Origin of the sequence: Phormidium sp. FACHB-592, assembly GCF_014695795.1 — a bacterium.
In the GTDB taxonomy this organism is placed as follows: domain Bacteria; phylum Cyanobacteriota; class Cyanobacteriia; order Leptolyngbyales; family Leptolyngbyaceae; genus Stenomitos.
The window spans coordinates 1-22,170 of the sequence record NZ_JACJOZ010000103.1; the positions used below are offsets into that span (position 1 = coordinate 1).

A 22,170-nucleotide genomic window follows, 5' to 3' on the forward strand; every position below is an offset into this window, starting at 1 on the left:
CTCATCGGTCAGGTCACTGTCGTAGTAAGGCTGACTCATATCCTCAAGCCATGTAGATGTCACTCTTCTGGTATCGCGCCTTTGTGACCGTAGTTGTCTTCTACTTCACATACATTTACAAACAGTTTCTTACCGCAGCAAACAATCGCATGAATAGTAATAGCTTTCTTAAAAGAGTAAAAAGAACCGCTTTTAAGCATCGTCCAGTACTTGAACAGGGTCAGCGCAAGCTTTCTGTCTGATTGGCGATCGCACCCTTAACCTAGTTCTCCTACTCAAAGCAGAGGTAACTATGCATTGGTTAAGGCAAGCTTAAGAATGGACGTTTGAAATGGTGTCATCCATTCTTTGACTAATGAGTAAGAAAAAGAAAGACAAGAAAGATAAAAAAGATAAGAAAAGCAAACAGAAGAAGCACAAAACAGGTAACAGCCCCTTAAGTAAAGCTGGCAAGAACGCTGCTACTCTGGGCACAGCACTGGTTGGAGCCGTTGCTGCTGAGGGCGCACAAGCCACGCTTACCAAAATGGTTGAACAAGGAGCAGCTAGCGATCGACTAGATACGGTTCGGCACACCCTTAAAGATGCGGCAGGTGCCATCAAAAACGTAGCGAGCGCCGTACACAATGCGCTTGACGATGCTGATACAGGCGTAGTTGATGCCGCTACATCCTTGACAGACAAAGCGAAAGATACCGCTGAAGGTACTCAAGCATCGGCTGAAAAAGCAGTTGAAGTCGCCGTTGACACGCTAAAAGATGTCATTGGTGGGGCAAAGTCCTCCATCAAACCAGGCAAAAAGCACAAAGCCTAAAGTACTGCTCTCAAACGGCATTCTAATGGTTACGCATACCGTTAGAATGCGCCGAGGCTTTACTTTAGAACGATCGTCCTCACTGCTGACCAGTTAATGGCTTGAGCGATCGTGTTCTACCTTACTGTTGAGTAGACTCATTTGTTGGAGTTTTCAGTTGCCAGCCGGGTTTCACAACCTGACGAGCGCGGGCAATCACCAGGCAATCATTTGGCACATCCTCAGTAATGGTTGAACCTGCCGCAATGTTTACGCCTTCGCCAATCGTAATAGGTGCCACCAGCACACTATTTGCGCCCGTTTTTGTGCGATCGCCAATCTGGGTGCGGTGCTTCTTCACACCGTCATAGTTCGCTGTAATTGTGCCTGCACCCACATTCACCTGATTGCCAGCAGTCGTATCGCCCAGATACGAGAGGTGAGCAATGTTCGTGCGATCGCCCAGCGTCGTGTTTTTCAACTCCACAAAATTACCAATGCGGCAGCCAGTGCCCGTTTCTACGTGTCCTCGCAGATGAGCATAGGGACCAACGCGCGTGTCTGCTGCTACCGTACTATCGCTAATTACCGAATAGAGCGCCGTCACATTTTTACCAATGCGGCTGTTTTCAATTAGGCTACCCGGACCAATGCGGCTACCAGCCTGAATCGTTGTCGTGCCACGTAGATGGGTTTGTGGCTCCACCACTACATCCGCCTCTAGTACTACTGTGTCGTCGATCGTAATGCTGTTGGGGTCGATTAACGTAACTCCAGCCGCCATCCAGTCATCCTTAATACGCCTTTGCAGGATGTCATACGCAGCGGCAAGCTGTTTGCGATCGTTAATGCCAAGAATCTCTTGTTCATCCTCCACATCCACTGCCATGACCGGAGACAGATAGTTCACAACATCTGTCAAATAATATTCTTTCTGATCATTATCAGCCGTCAACTTTGGCAACACCGCTGCCAGGTCAGCCCAGCGAAAGCAATAAACCCCAGCATTAATGCGGCAATTCTGTCGTTGCGGCGCTGTGCAATCACGGTCTTCCACAATCTGCTGCACCACATTTCGATCGTCACAAAATACTCGTCCGTAGCCCTTGGGGTTGGGCAGTTGGGCAGTCAGGATGGTTGCTGCATTCTGGTGCTCTCGATGGGTCTGCAACAGGTGCTTGAGGGTTTGGGGACGCAACAACGGCACATCCCCATTGAGGATCAGCAGATCGCCCTCAAACTCATGCAATGGCGATAAAAGCTGCTGTACTGCGTGTCCGGTGCCCAGTTGTTCACGTTGTTCTACGAATTCAAGGGTGTTGCCATCGTCTCTCTGAGCAAATGCCTGTTTGATCAGTTCACTCCGATAGCCTACAATCACCAGTCGTCGATCGACATCCACTGCTGAGGCACTACCCAGTACCCATTCGACTAGCGTTTTACCCCCCAACCGATGCAGCACTTTGGGCAAGCCCGATTTCATCCGAGTGCCACGCCCAGCCGCCAAAATTGCCACCGCTACCATTGTTGTTTGCGCCAGTTAGTTTGCTGTAGAACGTCGTTTGCAGTGGAACCGTTTGCCGTGAAACCTGATGCATCGATCCCGCTACCACTCTGCCCCTTAACGCTCTACAGAATACCATCCACCCTACTGACATGAAAAACGTCACCACTGATATGACCATCGCTTTCTTAAAGAAGTCAGCGGTCTTGATGTTAAATATTCTAAGTTGGATAACGATTCAAGCGCTGTTGCTAGGCTGTGTGAGGCAGCGAGGCTAGCTCAAGCAACGCTGCGCCAGACAATGATTCGCTTGCTTCTAAAGAGACTGTGTTGATGAACTCTTTAAACTGCTCGATCAATGCAGGATTGCGCCAGCCCTTTGCCGTTTCTTCCTCCAAGATGCCAACTGCTTCGATCGGAGTAAAAGCCTTCTTATAAGGGCGTTCGCTCGTAAGTGCATCGAAGATATCGATGACTTGAAAAACTTGCGCTAGATGAGGAATCTGGTCGCCTTTAAGACCGTCAGGGTAGCCTGTGCCGTCCCAGCGCTCATGATGGTAGCGAATAATTGGCAATACGCCGCGCATGGTTCGTAGCGGTTGACAGATTTTTACGCCAATGAGTACGTGCTGCTGCATCAGCACCCACTCCTCTGGGGTAAATTTACCTGGCTTCAGCAAAATAGCATCAGGAACACCAACTTTGCCGATGTCATGCAGGTAACCGCCCCACATCAAATCGCGGATTTCGATGCGCGACAGTCCCAAAAATTCACCAAAGGCTTTGCCATGCGCGACGAGCCGTTCGCAATGGTCACCTGTATTAGGGTCACGGCTTTCTACAGTTTGTGCGATCGAAAAGAGGACTCGTTCAGCGTGGTCAAGGTCTTCGTTAAGGCGTTTTTGGTGAACGAGCGATTTGACGCGAGCAGACAGTTCCAGTTGGTCAAACGGTTTAGTTAAAAAGTCATCGCCGCCTGCTTCAATGCCTTTCAGCCGAGCGCGACGATCATCCAGCGCTGTCACAAAAACAACAGGGGTCAGGCGGGTCTGCTCATCCTGCTTAAGACGACGGCACACTTCAAACCCGTCCATACCGGGCATCATAACATCCAGTAAAATCAGGTCAGGATTAGTTGCAACAACAGAGTCTAAGGCTACGGGACCACTATCAGCCTCTACAACGTCGTAACCTTCGACCGACAGCAGTGCAACCGCCGTGAGCCGACTGGAGGGGTTGTCATCCACAACTAAAACTCTGGGCAGCTCTGTATAAAAGCGATTCACTTGGGCAAACCTCATGGTGACGATGGACTACATCTGCCTCATTCATCGCAGTCAGACAGATGCTGCATTGGCTTCTTAGGGCATTGCAGTTACAGTATGATCCATTGTCCGAGGTGGTAAATCAGGCTTTCTACGGAGATTAGACCCGTGAGGCGCTAGTGAGTTCACTAAGGTTTAGCTCAAATCTACTCAACGGCAGAGCCATTTAGCAAGGCAACAGCTTTATTTAACGGGCTTTATACCGCTCAGTTACGTTCCATAAAGCAGTATGTACCTGTTACTAAACTTTAGTTGGCACGGAAGGCAGCGGCGGCTCAAGGCAATCGAGCGATACATTGACTTGAGATGCTAGCAATTGCTTAACAGGGATAAGCGGTAGTGCTACGCTGCTGCGATCGTGAATTGGGTAGCTTTCCCCTAAAATTTCAAAGCGGCAGCGGCGACACAGCCAATATGGCTGACTAGAACGAATGTGCCGCAGTAAAATATCAGAGCATAAAGGGCAGTGCGCCATTTTGTTACCAGTTGAATCTTTGTGATTTAAATCAATACTGTCAAGGCTGCGCTCTTAGTGTCTCAAAGCTGCGATCGTTTAGTGACCATCCGAAGAGATAACTTGTCCGCAACAGACTCTTTTGCTTGTTAGGACATTGCTAGAGCACACTTTCTCAATCACCCAGGAAACTGACACAACTATTGTGGTTATACCTGCCTAGAGATGCCTGTATCTGCCACTACAACTTAAACTAATTTCATAGAGGCAACATAAATTGGCTTCCTAGCTTCTAAGGCTCTTTATAAAAGGCTCTTTATAAAATGCCGCTACGTACATATATTTAAGATGCCTTAAGTCTGGGTAGAGCGGTCTGTAGAAGCCGTCTTGCCATTTACTCAAACGTCAACAAGTGAGCATTGAAGCACCTGTCAACTTAGTAATTTGTAAGGAAAGTAAGCTTCTGCATGGTTAGGCGAAGGCAAGACATATCCTGACATGAAGATTTGACGGTACGTGATTTGTGTCCCTAAGTATGTGATCTGTGTCCCTAAGTAACTGGACGTAATTAAATTAAAAATGCTTTTTGGGGAAAGGGGGAAAGGCTCCCAAACGACTTTTTACTAAATCATGGAAGCTACGACTGATGAGAGCCAGAATCGAGGATGAAATTGTGTTTTTGCACCGCGAAGATGTGCCGGAATACAAGAAAGGGGGTTCGGTTGTACGGAACAGCTATTTTTGGGCATTGCGATCGATCGCGGCTCAGGCATATCGGCAACGCGATTGGGAGTACGAAGCGGAGGTCTGGTTGGCGCTCCAGCGGATGCTACTGTCTTTTACTGAATCGGGCTACCTGGGCTTGCGAGAAACCCAACTAGAGTTTCCGGCTGACGCTGAAATTCCAGCCGTGTTGAAGCCAATTGCAACCTGGGAATGATGGGCTACTTTTCAAGCGTGGTACTGGCAGCCTCTGTTACGTTTGTTACTGCCGCTCCCTTACCTTCACTTTGTAGCGATCGGTTGAAGACTCCACATGACTGCACAGTTACAAGGTGAATTTGTAGATAGAATCGGGCTGTGGTGTGATCGCCGACAACAGCTAGGACGTGGTGCTGTTTTGGAACCGTTGTCTCAGGTCACGGATCGCAGCGCTAGTGTTGCGATCGTAGGCAAGTTGCAGGCAGCGATCGACAATGAGCTGAAGGTCGATCATCGGAAAGTAACGGCTTTGAGCTACCAGGCAATAGGCATTGTCCTGAAGCTGGTGGATGCAAAGCTGATGCCGCCTATAAAGCCACACTTCTGGCACTCGATAAGGCAAATAATCATCAACATCAGAATAGCTGGTGATATCAATCTCAAGCACCAAATCGGGTGGCGGATCGACACGCCAATCAATGCGCTTCTTACCTAAAACCGCTTCCCAGTTATTGATGTAAAAGCAGTAATCTGGCTCAATTCCGCTTTCCTCCGGCAGTTTCATCGTTACCGGAGTAAAAGCATCATATTCACGCTCAAAGTGATCCAGCAACGTTGTAATCATATTGGCAATGATATGAGCATCTTTCCCATAGTGCGGCAAAGGAGACATTAAAAGCACTTCTCCATGTCGATACTTGAGTCGAGGTAGCGAACCGTCGCCCCGCTGCTGGCTCAGACTCTCATACTCATCCCAGGTGGCAGGAAGCCGCAGCACTGTACCAGGACGCAGTTGAATGTTCTCACGGGAGACGAGCGCAAACATGGCTATCAGTGCAGAAGGGTACTTTTATTATCTCAGGTATAGCAAAAGGCTAAAGGATTAAGGCTAAGGGATTAAGTAAAACCCTTACCAGAAGCCGAACTGGGAACCTCAATCTGTCTTAACTCTCTCTTCAACGGTTATGGAAAGGCGGGTGGAGAACTTTGCAAGAGAGGGCAATCGCCTGAAACTCAAAAGGGGTGAACTGTCGTCCACCCCTTGATCGCTTACTGTATTGTTAGCACTTCTGACGGCAAGCGTTTGAATGCTAGTCGCTCATTTTCCACATCGACAAAGATAGTATCACCACTGGTAAACTCGCCCCGCAGAATAGCTTTAGCAATCTGTGTTTCGAGTTCACGCTGGATGGCGCGTTTGAGAGGACGGGCACCAAAAATAGGGTCGTAGCCGACTTCTGCCAGGAAATCTAGCGCACTGTCAGAGAGCTTGAGTGACATTTTGCGATCGGCAAGACGAGTGCCCAACCGCAAGGTCTGAAGCTTGACGATTTGCCGCAGTTCTGATCGCTGCAAGGTGTGAAAGATAATGATTTCGTCAATGCGATTGAGAAATTCGGGGCGGAAGCTGGTACGCATCGCATCCATCACCCGCGATCGCATCTCGTCATACCGATTATCATCCCCTGCAAGATCCAGGATGTATTGCGAACCGATGTTGCTCGTCATAATGATCACGGTGTTTTTGAAGTCCACCGTATGCCCTTGGGCATCCGTCACGCGCCCGTCATCTAGAATTTGCAGCATCACGTTAAAGACATCGGGATGCGCTTTCTCAATTTCGTCAAACAGAATGACAGCATAGGGACGACGACGAATCGCTTCGGTCAACTGTCCACCTTCGTCATAGCCTACATAACCTGGAGGCGCACCAATCAAACGTGATACTGATTGCTTCTCCATGTACTCAGACATATCAATGCGAACCAGCGCGTCTTCGGTATCGAAGAGGTACGCTGCAAGCGCTTTGGCAAGTTCAGTTTTACCAACGCCTGTAGGTCCCAGGAAGATGAAGCTAGCAGTCGGTCGGTTGGGATCTGCCAAGCCTGCCCGCGATCGCTGGATAGCATCGGCAACCGCTGTCACTGCCTCTTGCTGACCAATCACACGCTCGTGCAGTTCATCTTCTAAGTGCAGCAACTTTTGCATTTCTGATTCCACCAGTTTGCTGATGGGAATGCCCGTCCACTTGGAGATAATTTCGGCAATATCTGCCTCAGTGACTTCTTTCTGCAAAAGAGACTTGCCGCTAGATTGGGTCGAAGAAAGTTTACCTTCAGCCTCTTGCAGTTGGCGATTGAGATCTGCCAGTTTGCCGTACTTCAGTTCTGCAGCACGGTTTAAGTCATAGTCGCGTTCTGCCTGCTGAATCTGAATGTTGAGGTGATCCATCTCTTCTTTAAGCGTCTGGATGTGATCCATAACACCCTTTTCCGCCTGCCATTGGGCATTCAAAGCGCTCTGTGTCTCTTTCAAATCAGCTAACTCACGATCGAGTCGTTCGAGACGATCGCGAGAAGCGGCATCTGTTTCCTTTTGTAGCGACAGGCGCTCCATCTCAAGCTGCAGAATTTTGCGATCGACCTCATCCAGTTCTTCTGGCTTGGACGTTTTTTCCATCTTGAGCTTGGCAGCGGCTTCGTCGATCAGGTCGATCGCCTTATCTGGCAAGAAGCGATCGGCGATATAGCGTGCAGACAATGTGGCTGCTGCAATCAGCGCATTATCAGAAATATTGACCCCGTGGTGCAGTTCATAGCGTTCACGCAAGCCGCGTAGAATCGAGATCGAATCTTCGACACTGGGTTGATCGACATACACTTGCTGAAAGCGTCGCTCTAGCGCAGCATCTTTTTCAATGTACTTGCGATACTCGTCCAGCGTGGTCGCACCGATACAGCGGAGTTCCCCACGAGCTAGCATAGGCTTCAGCAGGTTACCTGCATCCATTGCGCCTTGTGTGGCACCAGCACCAACCACGGTATGAATCTCGTCAATAAAGAGCACTAGTTGCCCTCTCGACTCCGTGACTTCTTTAAGGACTGCTTTCAACCGCTCCTCAAATTCGCCCCGATACTTTGCACCCGCAATCAGCGCGCCCATATCCAACGCAATGAGTTTGCGATCGCGCAATGATTCTGGCACGTCACCACTAACAATTCGTTGGGCAAGACCTTCAGCGATCGCCGTTTTGCCCACACCCGGTTCGCCAATAAGCACAGGGTTGTTTTTGGTACGGCGCGACAAGATTTGAATCGTACGGCGAATCTCATCATCGCGACCAATCACAGGGTCGAGCTTGCCATCCCGTGCGAACTGCGTCAAGTCGCGTCCGTACTTTTCTAAAGACTCGTACTTACCTTCCGGGTTTTGGTCTGTCACCTTTTGACTCCCTCGAATCTGGTCGATCGCCGTTCTTAGCTTTGCCTCATCCAGTCTAAATTCTGTAAATAAGCTTCTGCCAAAGCGATCGTCTTTGGCATAGCCAAGCAGCAAATGCTCTACTGAAATGAACTCATCACTGAACTGCTTGCGATAGCCGTCAGCACGATCAAGCAAAGCATCTAGACTACGCCCCAGATACATGGACGTGCTGCTACCAGAGACCTTCGGCTGCTTACGAATAAACTCGTCCGTTCGCTCTCGCACTTGTTGCACATTCAAGTTCAATTTATTGAAGACACTGCTAGCAAGTCCGTCCTGCTCCAGCAGTGCCTTCATAAGATGCTCTGACTCAATCTGCTGATGCTGTGCCTGCTTTACAAGCTCTTGAGTGCGAGCGATTGCCTCCCAGGCTTTTTCGGTAAATTGATTGGGGTTGGTTGGCTGCATAGTCCCCTCACTATAGTGTTTCAGTTTAATGGCATACGGTTATTGTAAGGACGTAAGCACGATCGCAAGGGTCGGTGTTCACTCCTTTTAGAGGCGTATTGCCGAAGGTAGCAAAAGGCCGCTGCTAAAGTGCTGCCGCCATAGTGCCACCGCATCGATGGCAAACAAGCCTTGCCGCCACTAAATCTTCATAATCAATTAATACTCTAGATGTAGCATCCGAGGGAGAAGCTCGTCGCTTCTGACCCTAAATCTAGAGAACAATCGCGCTCAACTACGCCTCAACAACAAAACTCTACGTTCATTTGCTGAAGATTGTGGTTTAAGTAAGTAGCAAGTACGTAAAATCACGAGGGTAAGCAGCCAAAAACCACCCAATCAGGTGAGTCATTCGGTTAGCGCCTTACCAACTTGCTTTCAGTAGCATAGTGCCACACGCAGCCCTGTTTCGCTTGCGCCTCCCTTGCCCTTAAAGCATCTGAGTCATAGCGAGCCTTGAAAGCTAACAGTCGATCGCCTAGCTAATGCACCAAATAGACTCACATTCAGGGGTAAAAAGTCCAGCCGTGGAATCTGACCGTAGCACTACTCAGCTCATTAATTTTTTGCAGAAGGAACTAGCTCTTTCGGCAGCAGCGATCGCCATGGCGCTGCGCTACCGTGAGCAAGATCCAGGTCCGTTACCAATGATCCTCTGGCAATATGGCTTGGTTTCGCTAGAGCAGCTAGAGCAGATTTTCGACTGGTTGGAAGGGTGACAGAGTTTTGAGTGCTTAAGATTGAGCATTGAATGATTTTAGACAAAAAAGTCCCTACTTAAGCCGCAGCACTCTTACACAGTTTTAGGTAAAGGAAGGAATCGAGCGAGTCTGAGCGACTTAGCTTCAGTCTATTTCCCTACTAACTACTGCATTCTGCTGAAATTAGTCTCAAGAAATCACTCTTACTGTCGGCTCATCTTGTTTAAGAGCAAAAGTGCACCAGCTATGCCAACAAAGTGAGCCAAGATGACTTGAAGACTCGCCAAGATAGTAAACATATCGAGCGATTGCACGACCTGAGATGGATTAATTGCAAAGCCAGAACCCTGGCTTACAGAAGCTTTGCCTACTAACACACCTGTAATTGCCTCTGCCCCAAAAATTGCTACTAGCATTCCTCCCAAACTGACATACAAGCCAGTGCGTAGAATCTGAATTACTTCAGCCTTCTTTGGACGCGTTGTTTTGTTAACTAACTGCCTACCAACTAGCACGTAGCGAAACGCCCAGTAGATACTAAAGCAAAGGGTGAAAATGCTAAAAGTGGTTAGCGCTACGCCTGCAAAAGTACTGAAGCTACTAGAACTTGGATTATTTGGGTTGGCAAAACGGCTGGGACTGAACAAGGTAGCAAAGATAAGGACGACGCTAGAGACAACAGTCAGCACAACCTGAATCCATAGGCAAACCCAACCAGTAAGACGGAATCCTTTGCCAATCTGTTGCAGGTTTGTTGCTGAGGAGCCTGACCGGTTAACCATAATCGTTCAAAATGCTTAAGAGCGTCATTCTACCAGTCTCTCACGCTAGCGCTGACCCAGTTCAAAAAAGGATTAAGTCAAGCTATAGTTGCGGCATCTCCTGGTGCAACCCTGATACGCTAGCTGCATCTTCTTAATCTTGCGGTGACACTATGTCGGAAGTATCTTCATTGCCTCATTCACACGCACTTCCACCACTGCGGATTCTTATTGTAGAAGACGACCCAATGATGCAACTAGGGTTGGAGCAATGCTTGGAAGACTACCCTCAACTTACAGTGGTTGGGCAAGCAAGCGATGGCTACTTGGGCGTTGAAGCTGCACTGAAGCTCAAACCTGATGTCGTTGTAATGGATATTGGCTTACCGCGACTGGATGGCATTGCAGCAACACAGCAGATTAAAGCAGCACTGCCTGATGTGCGCGTTGTGATGCTGACCTCCCATACAACCGAAACTGAAGTCATTGCAGCACTGTCAAGTGGTGCAGACGCTTACTGTATTAAAGGTACAAATGTTGAACGGCTGATTGCTGCGATCGCGGCTGCCCAAGAGGGTGCAACCTATCTTGACCCACAGATTGCCCGTCGCGTCATCCAACATCTCCAGCCGCCGACGGTCAACAGCAACATTGGTCAGCTATCACAGCGAGAGCAACAGGTACTTGAGCTAATGGTTCAAGGTCAAAGTAACCCTGAAATTGCCGCTGTACTTTACCTTAGCCCCAATACGGTGAAAACCCATATTCGCGGCATTATGAATAAGCTTGCGGTTGACGATCGTGTTCAGGCAGCCGTTGTCGCCTTACGCTCTGGTTTAGTCAAGTAACCCTGACAGGTCAGACCCACCTTACTTGCAGCTGAAACATCAGTCAAGCAGCGGCTAAGGGCAAAAAAGTGATGCCACTGCATGTTAAAAAAGGTTAATCGACTAGCTAATCACCTTTTTCTACAGCGGGACACTTTTCTGGCTGTCACCCTCTCAGCTACCTTAGGTACGAAATCGACCTATTGTTAAGAGCGTAAGCTTGATACTTTTTCAGTGAACAATATTCAGATTAGGATCTAGAATCAGGGTGTGCAAGTTTGTAGTTCCTAATCGTCAGAGACTAAATTGACCACTGTCCTGCTTTTTTTTTGACCTCTGAACGAAAGTCTGCTTAAAGGCTCAACTTCTTAATTCGGGCATTTTTTGGTCAGCAACAAGGGAAATCGAAAGCGAATGAGGCTGCTGATATTGTTCTTGCAATCGAGGTTTCTACTTTCTAAAGTTGCTTTTTGAGCCTGCCACAGGTTGCCTTTGTCGCTTACTCGGCATTTGCTTTATCCGGCAACTAGGCTAAGAAAGGCAAGAGCCTAACTTACACATCCAAAGGCATACTTTTTTTTACGTTGAGCACGAATTTAATGCTTTTGGATGATGTTGAGTAAGGGGGGGTGGTCGATAGTGTGGTTATGTTGTCTGCGGTTCATTTGCGGCGCTTTGCAGCCAATGTGAACAAAGTTGTGATTATTTTGGATGGGAAAGATGAAGTTCGACGATATCTATCAATTTTTTCAAGCGCCGCCGCCGTTCTATCTCAACAAGGAGCTGGCAGTATGTTACGTACTCGCCGTTCTATCGCGTGGTGACTCCTATGGCACCGAGCTGATTCAACTACTAGAGACCGAGTACCCGAGCTATCGTCTTTCTGACACAGTTTTATATAGTGCGCTGAAGTTCTTAGAGGACGAGCAAATTATTGAAGGTTATTGGAAAAAAGTTGAAGGTCGGGGTCGCCCTCGCCGGATGTACCAAATCCGTTCAGAGGTACAGCAACAGGCTCAAGATTTGACTCGTCTTTGGTACGAGTATGTCAAAGACCACAGCACGATGGCTCACTCAAAGGGGTTAGCTGCTACTACTAACTAGAGCAGTTAGCTAATAGGGTTGCTAGCGCAGTTGATGTTGCGATCGCCTTTTTGACGCTTTAGTTTGTGTTCATTCACTGTCGTAAGCCAGTCGAGTCCTAATGAGGTAGAAGTGCATGAGCATTTGCTCGATTGGCTTAGTTGCAGAACTTAGGCATAGACTGTTAGGTGAACTGTTCTAAACAAGTTTGCAACAATGAGTGCCTCTGTACTGCCGTCAACCTTTGTGTTGGCTTTATTAATGTTAATTGGCTTGCTGTTCTTTATCAGGGCTTCGGTAAAGGATCGTATTGAGGTAGTGAGGCTGACCTCAGAGCAGCCAGAGCTATCGCTCTTAAACCAATTACAAGCTTACTTTACGCAGCGTGCCTACCAGATTGTGGCAACAGACGCAGCAAGGCTTCAGGTTACGTTTGAAGGCTTTGTTCGACCTAGTGTGGCGCTAGCCATTTTTCTAACGCTGTTAGCAGCGATCGGTTTACTTTGCCTTTCGCTAATGCTGTCTTATCTTTTCTCAGAGTTCTCTACTGGATTGTTGGCGTTACCGCTGCTGTCACCACTCGCTGGCGTTTTTTATTGGCGCAAGTCCGCACGTCCTGAGAGGGTTTTGCTGCAAGTAGAAAGCAATGATGCCCTGAATGCAGAGACAACTAGCGTGATTACTGTAACAGCTCATCGTGATGAACTAGCAGAACTTCAGAAGCGTATGCCGTTGAAGCGCGTTGAGTCTGAGATGTAGCCGGACTACGCTCGACAATCTGGTGGAGCGAACGTTTCCACTGTCTTTGTACAAGTAAACCATATAACCATATAGATTAAGCCCCGGCTGAATGCATTCAGCCGGGGCTTCTGATGTAATCGCTTGAGTATTGGAGGTTTTGAATGTAGCGAGCAGAAGCTGCCCGATCGCGCTCAGAACTATCACCTGAAACTCAACGAGTCTGAGCGACGACCGGAAGCTCATCAGATTCTTCATCCGACACTTTTAGGCTGGGGAACAGAAAATGGTTTTCTTCAACATACTGCGCCCCGAACAACCCTTTTTCAGCCCAGAAGTACCGATCTGTAGTATGCTCATTACGTTTCACAAGCAGTAAAGCCGGTGGCGCAATACCTTCTGAGTGAATAAATTTGCGAGCGGCTGTTACTGGTTTGTCCTCTCCGCATTCAATGCTAAATTGAGGCACATTCTCCAGAATTCTCCGCCCCTCCTGCCGTCTACGGCTTTTCCGCTTACGTCTCCTTGCCAATCCCGTTACCCCCTTTGTTGTCGATCAAGTGTAGTGATAGTTACAAAGACGACGCAAGTATAGCGATTCGGGGCTAGAATTTCAACTTCTTTTAACCCATTGATACAAAGATTTAAATCTTCTCAGAAATGCATTCATGTTTGGTAGTCGGCAGTTACTGAATAACGGTGGAAAGCCGTCGCTACAGGTCTTTTCACGTAAGTAAACCCTACTTCATTAAACTGCAACTTTTGTACAACTTAGCAAGGCATCTTAAGCAATCATCTTCTGCTTCAGCAAATTATCCAGCATTGTAGCGAAGAGAAGGAGCAAGGTTTCACCTGAAGGAACTGCGATTGTAGATTTTAGTGTCTAGATTTCAGTGTACCCGGAGCCGCTAAACAAGCAGGATTATAGAATTGCGTCGTGAAGGGCTTGCTCAGTTTTAAGCTCCATACAAGAGATTAACGAACTCAAGGCGTTTGTCGCGACTACGTTGCAAGCAAGACGCTTGCTTGCACTACGGCATCAATCGGGTAAAGGTCTTTAAGAGAAAACTTCCTTATTAAATGCAGTGCTTGAGACATAGATAACAGAGTTATGCTTGAGAGTAAACTTGCTGCGTTACCGCTTGCTTTTAGAAAACGCTTCATGCTGATGCTGACTAGTGCTGAATTCGTCGCCCTTTGTCGAGCGCAGGTAATACTCCTGACACAGGCGTTAGGGGCATCTTTAAGCGTAGTGTATCTAACGCAGGAATTAGTAGAGGGTGCAGAAACGCAGCTTATACCTATAGTTGCTTACCCAGAGACGGCTGTCGATTGGCAAGCGCAAGGGGGAGTACGATCGCTCCCGTCTACAATCGACACAGCTAAACCGCCTCTATGGCTACTGGCAGAACCGTATTCTGATTTGTCGCAAGCAGCACCACTCCCTGCAACTCTGGATCAAGCGTCAGTACAAGTAGCAGGGACAGAGTCTTTTACTAAGAGCGATCGTGCGCCACGTGCTGGCAGCGATACTGAGCCACAGCCCAAACAGCCACAACCAGAACATTCGCAGTCAGACCACGCAGCGCTGGTGCCTGAGCGCCGTATTGTCATGCCACTTATGCATGAAACGGCAGTGCTGGGTTTATTAGTGACAGAGCGCAACGATCGCCTGTGGACAGAATCGGAGCAGGCACAAATTCACCAGATTGCTGAGACTTTAGCGATCGCACGTGTCCTCGATCAGCGTGACCAGTGGCTTGAGCACGAGCAGCGACAGCAGTTGCAAGCACAGCAGCACGACCTGTTAGATAATCTGTTGCATCAGTTCCGCAACTCACTGACTACGCTCCAGACTTTTGGCAAGTTAATTCTTAAGCGACTGTTGCCAGAAGATGCGAACCGAGACGTTGCCGCTAGCCTTGTACGTGAAACATCTCGCTTACGCGACTTAGCCCAGCAGCTTGAATGGGCAGTTGCTGAGACAGATGCGCTGAAACCGCAGCCGTTGACATTACCTCCTGCCTTTGGCAGGAGATTGCAGGAGCAACAGCAAGATGTAGCGACAGACCAACACCTAACAGGCTCTCAGCAGCAGGAGTCGCAAACGTTGCCACTCTTACCAGCCGCCGACTTTCTTTCGAGAACAGCCTTCGTGCTGGAGCCTTGCCCGCTAGCAATGGCACTCGAACCACTACTGGCATCTGCTAGCGCAATCGCCCAAGAGCGATCGCTCACACTCCTGACTGACATTCCCAACGATCTGCCGTCTGTGTTTGCTAGTAGGCAGCTACTGCAAGAAGTATTGAGTAACGCGATCGACAATGCCCTGAAGTACACGCCTGCTGGAGGGCTGGTTTTAGTAGAGGCAGGTGTGAGAGAAGGCAAAAAGCGAGCAGTAGAAATTGCGATCTCGGATACTGGACCCGGCATTCCACCCAAAGATCTGCCGCATATTTTTGAGCGTCGCTACCGGGGCGTGCAGGCTCAAACAGCGATACCTGGAAGTGGTCTGGGTTTAGCGATTGCGCGTGCCTTAGTCACACAAATGCAGGGTGAAATTTACGTGTTTAGCCCTGCCCAGGTCAATAGTGTGGATCAGAACGTTGTTGCAGCTCTGACAGCACATGGACAAGGCACAACGGTGATGGTGCGGTTGGCGATCGCTGAAGCCTCAAAGCTGACGCTATCAGAACAACAAGCACCTTGAGAGCATTGAGGGATGAAAGCTGCTTCGGGAACCAAGGATCTTCGCCCTGGATGTGACGGAAGCCTTTCACAAAACCCAAAAGCTGACTGCACATAGAGCTTTGTTTAAGCTGTTTCAACCAGCCGCCAACCCTAACAACTGCCGACATTAAGTTGGGGTACAGCTATGCTATACCCCAACAGAATCGCCTCAATCAATGGAGCTTCAATCTGTGGAGCTTCAACCCGTAGTCTTGCTCTTAACGAATCACAAGGTCTGACGCAAGCGTCAAGTTCAGATCCGTATTGGGGTTAATGGCAATCAGATCCACCTTATCCCTACCAAGAAAGAAGCCAGCCAGTGCACCAACAGCGGCACCAGGAAGCACCTCCTCAGCCTTAATGACGCGATCGCCCGTGACAGCAGAAATACCAGCCGCAGCACCTGCCCCTACAACAGTACCTCCAATCAATCTACCAACATTCGTCCCTCTACTTACACTCTCAGTCCGGGTGATAACTTCAGAATTAGCACTCACAGGAAGCTCAGTACCATTTGGCAAGACAATCTGGCTAGCAACGAATTGAGCGCCTCCCTGAGCTATTTGCAGTTGCCCAACCACGGCGCTATTGACCGGAATCAGCACTGCGCCTTGAGCATCCACAATATTCTGCGACACCTTAAGGGTTACAGGAACAGGATTCGGTTCATTTCGAGCCAGCAAAATCCTGTCAGCTCTTTCATAGCGCACAGGAATCGATGCTCCAGCCGGAATGCGTACACCTTGTGGTACTGCGCCAACAATATAGGGCGAATTAATGGCTGACACTTGCCCAGCACTCACCAGTGCTTGATAGACAAACGCTGCAACTTCGGCACGTGTGGCTGCTTGATTTGGGTTTAGGGTTTTGACGTCAGGGTAGTTGACGACAATCTGCCGTTGAGTAGCGGCAGCAATGCTAGGACGAGCGTACTCAGGAATGTTGGCTACATCGCTATATGCTACTAGAACACTATCGACGGGAGCAGTGGCAGCATAGTTCAATCCGTTCGCCAACGACACCAGCACTTGGGCACGGGGAATATTTTCGTCTGGTCTAAAGGCATTACCGGGATAGCCTGCCAAAAAGCCAGTTGTATATGCTGCTTGGATCGCATTTGTTGCCCAGAAGCCAGCCGGGATATCAGTAAATTGCACAGGTTGGCGGACAGGCTGTCTGTTAAAGGCCTTGCTAACAATGGCGGCAAATTGAGCACGAGTTACGGGTTCTTCAGGACGAAACGAGCCATCAGGAAACCCAGCAATAACGCCGCGGTTGACGAGTGCTTGAATAAACCCGCTTGCCCAGTAGCTCGAAGGCACGTCTGGAAAGGCGGTTTGGGCAGAGGCAGGAGCAGTGATCACGATCGGTGCAACCGTGCCCGTAGCCATACCGAGAGCAACTAAAATGGCTGTCCCAGATTTCCACGCATTGACATAAGACATAAGAAAGTTCTCCAAAGATACATTGACGATTCGTTAGTTTTATAGACCTTCAGCGAGTTTGAAGGTTCCAGAAAGAAAAAGACAGCGAAATATGCCGATTTTCAGCAAAAAGACCGTGATTGCGGCTATCACGATCGGGATTTATTTCCCTTCTTCTACACTTAGAGACGCATGGATATGCCATTAGTTGCCTTTAAAGTCACAGACAATCAGCAAAGCATTTTGCCCTAAGTAGCCGTGATGATACCTGTTCAGCGCCTAAACGCACGATTATTTTCCTCGTATGGTTGGCGCAAGCGACGAGCAAGCGCTTGAAATTAGCCCAGCACGATTCAAGAGGCTTAAATTCTTCCTTTGAAAACGATCGCACTCTCTGTTTTACCAGGAAGATGTAACTGAAGCGACATAGCAACAGTCATTTAGGTTAGGGCAGGAGAACTAGTGAGTAGGAACAACTCCCACACATCCTTCTCTTCCATGCCCCAAGTGCTTCAACGATAGGGATAGAACGTAGCATTACTTGCAGGAATTGGCGATGATTCTTGACACGGTGGACTTACAGGCAATGCGGGACTGCTGCCGGGATGAGGTGGCATTTGAGCGGCTTCAAAACATTCTGGCGAAATATTTGAAGTCTCCAGAACCAGAACCAGAGCCACCTCATATTTGGTACAAAGCCATTTTGCAGGCACTGCCCGATCGCGTGTTTTTGGTTAATCGACAAGGCGATAGCCTGGACTTCAAGGGCACAGCAGAGGATGCCGAGTACGGGTTTAGCCGCGAAACCGTTGTCGGTAGCAATCTGCGGGAATTTCTCCCTGACGCGATCGCCCAGCGCTGTTTAGACGCGATCGCCCGTACCCTTGACTCTGGCACTCTGCAAACGCTGGAGTATCAGCTTACCCACGACCGAGGTTCACAGATTGGAGAACAGCGGGATTACGAAGTGCGGTTAGTTGTGAGTGGCGCAGGAGAAGTACTTGGTATTGAGCGTGACGTTACCGATCGCAAACGTGCAGAAGCAGCACTGCGCGAGCGGGAGCATCGCTATCGCTCGCTCTACAACAACACACCCGCAATGCTCCAATCGACCGATCGCCGCGATTGTTTAATCAGCGTCAGCGAGCACTGGCTCTCGTCACTCGGCTACACACGCAGTGAGGTACTGGGGCGCAAAGCCGTAGAGTTTATGACTCCAGCCTCACGTCATTATGCTGAAACAGTTGTACTGCCAGCCTACTTCAGCACTGGTCTGTGTACTGACGTACCCTATCAATTTGTGAAGAAAAACGGCGAAATCATGGACGTGTTGCTGTCTGCGATCGCTGAGCGAGACTCAGACGGGGCAACCCTACGCTCCCTGTCAGTTTTAACGGATGTAACGGAGCGTAGACGGGCAGAGCAAGCCAGCGATCGTGAACGTCGCCTCTTTGCGTCAGGTTCAGTGGTTGTCTTTCGCTGGCGAGCAGAAACGGGCTTCCCAGTTGAGTATGTGTCTGCCAATGTGCATCAGTTTGGCTACGAGCCAGAGACATTCACGTCTGGCAAACTCCTTTATGGCGATATTATCTACCCGGATGATGCGACTCGAGTTGAGACTGAAGTGGCGGCAAGCGTCGCTGCCAAAGCAACCGCTATTGAACAAGATTACCGAATCGTACAGGCGGATGGAGACGTTCGCTGGGTCTATGACTTTTGTAGCTTGATTTACAACGAAGCGGGAGACGTAACCCATTACGAAGGCTACATTCTAGACATCACCGAACGGAAGCGATCGGAACAAGCACTACGCGAATCCGAGGAAAAATTTTCGATCGTCTTTCAGCGTAGCCCCACTGCAATGACCCTCACAACCTTACAAGCCGCTCCCCTATCGCGCGTCATCGACGTTAACGACAGCTTCTTACAGATTACAGGCTACCAGCGGGAAGAGATCATTGGGCTTACAATCCCCGCCTTAAACATTTGGGTCGATTTAGGAGCACGTGCCACCATGCTGCAAATGCTTCAAGAGTGTGGCTCAGTTCGTAACTTAGAAATAAAATTCCGTCGCAAATCGGGTGAAATTGGCGTAGCACTCCTCTCTGCAGAAATCATTCGCCTTAAAGGCGTTTCCTGCCTGCTCACGGTTTCATTCGATATCACTGATCGCAAACGCACGGAAGAAGCCCTCCAAGTCAGTGAAGCACGCAACCTGGCGTTTTTAAATGCAATCCCCGACATGATGTTCCGCATCCGTCGGGACGGTATGTATCTAGACTGCAAAGCCGAGCAAGAGAATGACTTTGTCACTCCAGCCAGTGACATGATCGGCAAAACCATCTACGAAGTGCTACCTCCAGAAACGGCGGAGCAGCGGATGGCATACATTACACGCACGCTAACAACGGGCGAAATCCAGATTTTTGAGTATCAACTACGTAACCAAGGCGAATTGCGTGACTACGAAGCCCGCTTGGTTGTGAGTGGTAAAGATGAGGTACTGGCAATTGTGCGCGACATTACGCAGCGCAAACGCGCGATCGCCCAGCTACAGGCAAATGCTGACCGCGATCGTCTGCTAGGGTTAATCGCTCTCCGCATTCGGCGATCGCTCAATCTCGATCAAATTCTTACGACCACCGTAGCCGAAGTTCGTCAATTTCTGACCGTCGATCGCGTCTTCATCGGTCAAATTGATGCAGCATGGCATGGCAAAGTTGTTGCAGAATCTGCCGCAGCCGAATGGGGGTCAATTCTTACCTGGATTGCCGATGACATCTACCTGCGCGAAATTCGAGCGCTGTTTGCTCAAGGACAGGTGCAAGCGATCGACGATACTGCAACCGCAACCGTATCACCCCTATTGGCAGATTATTACAAGCGCTGCCACATTCAAGCCAGCCTGGGAGTGCCCATTATCCTCGGCGAGGAGTTCTTTGGTGTACTGGTTGCCAATCAGTGTGACCGCCCCCGTCACTGGACAGCTTTCGAGACTCAGCTTTTAGAGCAATTGGCAGTGCAAGTGGCGATCGCGATTCAGCAGGCAGAGCTGTACCATCAAGTGCAAACCCTTGCTAGCAGCCTGGAACAACAGGTGCAGGAACGTACAGCTCAACTCCAACAAAACATGCTGGCACTTCAGGAACTTAGTCAAACCAAAGACGACTTTTTGAATGCTGTTTCTCATGATCTGCGGACACCCATCATGGGCACGATGATGGTACTCAAAAACCTACAGCAGAAACCAGGCGATACGGTTGTGCTTAAACGCTCGATTTTGGAGCGGATGGTGCAAAGCAGCGACCGTCAACTTAGTATGATCAACTCCTTACTAGAAGCACACTCCAGCGAAACTTGGGGCATTAATCTGCACTGCGAACAGCTCAACTTAAGCAATCTAGTACGCGCAATCGTCGATGATCTAGAGCCGCTGTTGCTTGAGAACCAGGCAACGCTGAACAATCAAATTTCCGCTGCCTTCCCTTTGGTTACTGCTGATTCCACGATGCTGCGGCGCGTGTTTGAGAATCTCCTTACCAATGCGTTGAAGCATAATCCACCCGGACTACATTTAACGCTAGAGGCAACGATCGCCAGTGACATGATCCGCTGTAGTGTGCAAGACAATGGAGTCGGTATGACCCCAGACGAATGTGATTCCCTCTTTGACCGTTACACTCGTGGCACACGCGCCCGTCGTTCAACTGGTATCGGCTTAGGTCTTTATCTTTGTCGGCAAATCATTACAGCTCATGGTGGGCAGATTGGCGCAATTAGTGCGCCTGGGCAGGGTGCAACCTTTTGGTTTACCCTACCGCTAGCAGCTTAAGCAGCATGGCTAAGACTTCTAACCTTGTTATTTACTTGAGCCTTTCATGAAAATACTCGTGCTAAATGCTGGATCAAGCAGCCAAAAAAGCTGTCTCTATGATCTAACAGAGGACAAACTCTCTGAGCCACAGCCACCGCTTTGGGATGCTCACGTCGATTGGACGCATCAGCAGAATGTTGCTGAAATTAAAGTCAAAACAGCTCATGGAGCAGTCCTTGAAGAAGCACTGCCAGCAGACGATCGCCCTGCCATCACTGCCCATCTGCTCGCTACGCTCTGGCAAGGCAAAACAAAAGTGATCGAAACACTTGCCGAAATTGATGCCGTTGGACATCGGGTCGTTCATGGTGGACGGGAGTATCTCGCTAGCACTTACGTAACTGATGAAGTAAAGGCAGCGATCGCTCGACTAGCCGTGCTTGCTCCTGCCCATAACCCTGCCAACCTGGAAGGTATTGAAGCTGTTGAGCGCGTCTTGCCCTCAACACCACAAGTTGCTGTTTTCGACACTGCCTTTCATGCCCATATGCCTTTAGAAGCGGCTACCTACCCCATTCCCTACGAATGGCTTACTAAGGACTTGCGACGCTACGGCTTTCATGGCATCAGCCATCAATACTGCACGCACCGTACCGCACAAATTCTACAGACTGATCCTGCCGCCCTAAAGTTGATTATCTGTCACCTGGGTAATGGCTGTTCGCTAGCAGCCGTTCGTGAAGGGCACAGCATCGATACGACTATGGGTTTTACGCCATTAGACGGTCTGATGATGGGCAGTCGATCGGGTGCCATTGACCCTGGCATCTTAATCTACTTACTACGTCAAGAGGGCTACACGGCAGATCAGCTTAACCAGATGCTTAATCAAGACTCAGGCTTGAAAGGCATTTCCGGTGTATCAAGCGATCTGCGCCAAATCCAAGCTGCAATCGCCACAGGCAACGAGCGTGCCAAACTTTCGTTTGCTATGTACATTCATCGGCTGCGCTCTTACATTGGAGCCATGCTAGCTAGCCTAGGCGGACTAGATGCACTGGTTTTCACTGCTGGGGTTGGCGAAAACTCATCGGCAGTGAGGGCTGCTGCCTGCGAAGCTTTCAGCTTTCTAGGGCTCAAGCTAGATTTAGAAAAGAATCAGCAGACACCCGTTGACCAAGACATTGCGATGTCTGACTCAACAGTCCGTGTCCTTGTCATTCACACTCAAGAAGATTGGGCGATCGCTCAGGAATGTTGGCATTTACACACTAAGAACGCATGAACCAGTAAAAGCGCAGCGATACGCTGTTGAACTGGGTTACGTTCTGCTATGAAAGGTTGCGCCCTAAACGCCAGCTAAAGACAAAAGTATGTTGATCAA

Annotated in this window: 17 protein-coding genes; 9 read left to right on the forward strand and 8 right to left on the reverse strand. The window is 49.2% G+C overall.

Annotated elements, in window-relative coordinates:
* Positions 1-355: 355 nt before the first annotated feature.
* Complete coding sequence (locus H6F86_RS26775) at positions 356-814, forward strand: hypothetical protein (protein ID WP_190453046.1); 459 nt, start codon at positions 356-358, stop codon at positions 812-814.
* Between the two features lie 121 nt (positions 815-935).
* Here the strand turns inward: H6F86_RS26775 and glmU are convergent, their stop codons facing one another.
* From glmU to H6F86_RS26790, 3 genes are all read right to left on the reverse strand, one after another.
* Entirely contained in the window at positions 936-2,318 is a 1,383-nt protein-coding gene (glmU, locus tag H6F86_RS26780) for a bifunctional UDP-N-acetylglucosamine diphosphorylase/glucosamine-1-phosphate N-acetyltransferase GlmU (protein WP_190453050.1), read from the reverse strand.
* A gap of 230 nt (positions 2,319-2,548) precedes the next feature.
* Positions 2,549-3,598, reverse strand: coding sequence for a two-component system response regulator (locus H6F86_RS26785; protein ID WP_190453053.1), 1,050 nt, complete (start codon positions 3,596-3,598; stop codon positions 2,549-2,551).
* A 265-nt stretch (positions 3,599-3,863) separates the two neighbouring features.
* Complete coding sequence (locus tag H6F86_RS26790) at positions 3,864-4,097, reverse strand: hypothetical protein (RefSeq protein WP_190453056.1); 234 nt, start codon at positions 4,095-4,097, stop codon at positions 3,864-3,866.
* A gap of 625 nt (positions 4,098-4,722) precedes the next feature.
* On the opposite strand from H6F86_RS26790, the gene H6F86_RS26795 reads away from it, so the two are divergent.
* A complete protein-coding gene (locus H6F86_RS26795; RefSeq protein ID WP_190453059.1) occupies positions 4,723-5,016 on the forward strand; it encodes a hypothetical protein in 294 nt (97 codons plus the stop codon).
* A 162-nt stretch (positions 5,017-5,178) separates the two neighbouring features.
* Here H6F86_RS26795 and H6F86_RS26800 read toward each other — a convergent pair whose 3' ends face one another.
* The gene (locus tag H6F86_RS26800; RefSeq protein ID WP_190453063.1) at positions 5,179-5,823 is read right to left on the reverse strand and encodes a Uma2 family endonuclease; all 645 of its coding nucleotides are present in this window, start codon (positions 5,821-5,823) and stop codon (positions 5,179-5,181) included.
* 224 nt (positions 5,824-6,047) lie between these two features.
* Positions 6,048-8,669, reverse strand: a complete 2,622-nt coding sequence (clpB, locus tag H6F86_RS26805; protein ID WP_190453065.1) for an ATP-dependent chaperone ClpB — start codon at positions 8,667-8,669, stop codon at positions 6,048-6,050.
* A gap of 524 nt (positions 8,670-9,193) precedes the next feature.
* Between clpB and H6F86_RS26810 the strand changes: the two genes are divergently transcribed.
* Positions 9,194-9,427 (forward strand): DUF2949 domain-containing protein, encoded by a 234-nt coding sequence (locus tag H6F86_RS26810; RefSeq protein ID WP_190453069.1) that lies wholly within the window; start codon positions 9,194-9,196, stop codon positions 9,425-9,427.
* A 185-nt stretch (positions 9,428-9,612) separates the two neighbouring features.
* Here the strand turns inward: H6F86_RS26810 and H6F86_RS26815 are convergent, their stop codons facing one another.
* On the reverse strand, positions 9,613-10,191 hold the full coding sequence (locus tag H6F86_RS26815; protein WP_190453071.1) for a DUF3611 family protein: 579 nt from the start codon (positions 10,189-10,191) through the stop codon (positions 9,613-9,615).
* 197 nt (positions 10,192-10,388) lie between these two features.
* Here H6F86_RS26815 and H6F86_RS26820 point away from each other — a divergent pair, with 197 nt between their 5' ends.
* From H6F86_RS26820 to H6F86_RS26830, 3 genes are all read left to right on the forward strand, one after another.
* Positions 10,389-11,018, forward strand: coding sequence for a response regulator transcription factor (locus H6F86_RS26820; RefSeq protein WP_199305555.1), 630 nt, complete (start codon positions 10,389-10,391; stop codon positions 11,016-11,018).
* Between the two features lie 699 nt (positions 11,019-11,717).
* Positions 11,718-12,101 carry a PadR family transcriptional regulator gene (locus H6F86_RS26825; RefSeq protein WP_190453077.1) on the forward strand — a complete coding sequence of 128 codons (384 nt, stop codon included), beginning with the start codon at positions 11,718-11,720 and terminating at the stop codon, positions 12,099-12,101.
* A gap of 195 nt (positions 12,102-12,296) precedes the next feature.
* Entirely contained in the window at positions 12,297-12,839 is a 543-nt protein-coding gene (locus H6F86_RS26830; RefSeq protein ID WP_190453080.1) for a cofactor assembly of complex C subunit B, read from the forward strand.
* 193 nt (positions 12,840-13,032) lie between these two features.
* Here the strand turns inward: H6F86_RS26830 and H6F86_RS26835 are convergent, their stop codons facing one another.
* Positions 13,033-13,350 (reverse strand): DUF3155 domain-containing protein, encoded by a 318-nt coding sequence (locus tag H6F86_RS26835; protein WP_190453085.1) that lies wholly within the window; start codon positions 13,348-13,350, stop codon positions 13,033-13,035.
* A 579-nt stretch (positions 13,351-13,929) separates the two neighbouring features.
* Between H6F86_RS26835 and H6F86_RS26840 the strand changes: the two genes are divergently transcribed.
* The gene (locus H6F86_RS26840; RefSeq protein WP_199305535.1) at positions 13,930-15,528 is read left to right on the forward strand and encodes a sensor histidine kinase; all 1,599 of its coding nucleotides are present in this window, start codon (positions 13,930-13,932) and stop codon (positions 15,526-15,528) included.
* A 238-nt stretch (positions 15,529-15,766) separates the two neighbouring features.
* Here the strand turns inward: H6F86_RS26840 and H6F86_RS26845 are convergent, their stop codons facing one another.
* Entirely contained in the window at positions 15,767-16,993 is a 1,227-nt protein-coding gene (locus tag H6F86_RS26845; RefSeq protein ID WP_190453088.1) for an S-layer homology domain-containing protein, read from the reverse strand.
* 535 nt (positions 16,994-17,528) lie between these two features.
* Between H6F86_RS26845 and H6F86_RS26850 the strand changes: the two genes are divergently transcribed.
* Together H6F86_RS26850 and H6F86_RS26855 are read left to right on the forward strand one after the other, a co-directional pair.
* Positions 17,529-20,804 (forward strand): PAS domain S-box protein, encoded by a 3,276-nt coding sequence (locus H6F86_RS26850; RefSeq protein WP_190453091.1) that lies wholly within the window; start codon positions 17,529-17,531, stop codon positions 20,802-20,804.
* 46 nt (positions 20,805-20,850) lie between these two features.
* Positions 20,851-22,071 carry an acetate kinase gene (locus tag H6F86_RS26855; protein WP_190453096.1) on the forward strand — a complete coding sequence of 407 codons (1,221 nt, stop codon included), beginning with the start codon at positions 20,851-20,853 and terminating at the stop codon, positions 22,069-22,071.
* The last annotated feature ends 99 nt before the right edge of the window (positions 22,072-22,170 follow it).